The sequence below is a fragment of the Mycobacterium sp. SMC-13 genome (assembly GCF_045311035.1).
Taxonomy (GTDB): domain Bacteria; phylum Actinomycetota; class Actinomycetes; order Mycobacteriales; family Mycobacteriaceae; genus Mycobacterium.
Genome location: NZ_JBJIAI010000095.1, coordinates 1 through 1070, shown reverse-complemented (window position 1 = coordinate 1070; position 1070 = coordinate 1). Strand labels below are relative to the sequence as shown.

At 67.1% G+C, this 1070-nt stretch carries 2 protein-coding genes; both read right to left on the bottom strand.

Annotated features, from left to right (window positions below):
- Positions 1–448 (bottom strand): ATP-binding protein (locus tag ACJH6I_RS31840; protein ID WP_406785200.1); only part of this gene is annotated, 448 nt, incomplete at its 3' end.
- 11 nt (positions 449–459) lie between these two features.
- A partial coding sequence (locus tag ACJH6I_RS31835) for a Mu transposase domain-containing protein (RefSeq protein ID WP_406785199.1) occupies positions 460–1070 on the bottom strand: 611 nt, incomplete at its 5' end.

Genomic DNA, 1070 nt, shown 5'->3' with positions numbered 1-1070 from the left:
GACCGTCGCCGCGCGCGAGAGCGAGGTCATCGAACAGCCGCGGAACACGTTGATAGAGCACGGAGCGATTGTCACGGCAGGCCTTGTGGCCGAGCGCCGAGGCGAGCCAGCTCTTGCCGACGCCGGCCGGGCCGCAGATCAGCAGGTTGGCATGGTCATCGATCCAGCGGCCCTCGACAAGCTTGGCGAACAGCGGGCGGTCGAGGCCGCGCGGGGTGCGGTAGTCGATGTCCTCGACGCACGCTTGCTGACGCAGCTTCGCATAGCGCAGGCGGGTGGCGAGCCGCTTATCGTGGCGCAGTGATGCTTCACGTTCGAGCAGCAGCGCGAGCCATTCGGCGTGACCGAGGCTTGCGGCCTCGCCGGTTGCTTCGATATCGACGAAGGCATTGGCCATGCCGTGGAGGCCGAGGGCGTTGAGGCGGTCGAGGGTCGGATGGGTGAGCAAGGGATGGTCTCCTAGTTGTAGTAGCGCGGTCCGCGGATGTTGGCATGCAGGATCGGCGCATCGTCCGCGGAGCGCTGATGAGCGGGACGCCGATCGAGATTGTTGGCGAGGATCGATTTGACCGAGCCGTAGGTGCGCGCGCCGATGTCGATCGCCCGCGCAGCCGCGGCGTCCAGCCGTCCGCGCCCATAGGAGCCGGCGAGCCTGAGGATGCCGAGGCAGGCGCGGAAGCCTTGCTCGGGGTGCGAGCGCTCGTCGAGAATGAGGTCGCACAAAGCGCTGGTCGCCGGCCCGATCGCGGCAGCGTCCTGTCGGATGCGCGCGATGGTCCAGCCGGCGTAGCGCCGATGGCTGGAGGCCATGTGCTCCGGCACGGTGGTGTGTTTGTGATTACCGCTCATGCGCTGATGCGCGGCGATCCGCTCGCCCTTGTGGAAGATCTCTACGGTGCGGGCAGTGAACCGCACCTCGACCTCGGCGCGCACAAAGCGATGCGGGACGCTGTAGTAATGCTTCTCCACCTCGACGTGGTAATCGAGGCTGACGCGGCGGATCCGCCATTCGGCGAGTACGTAGGGGCTCGCCGGCAATGGCTTGAGCGCCGGCCGATCGACCTCCTCAA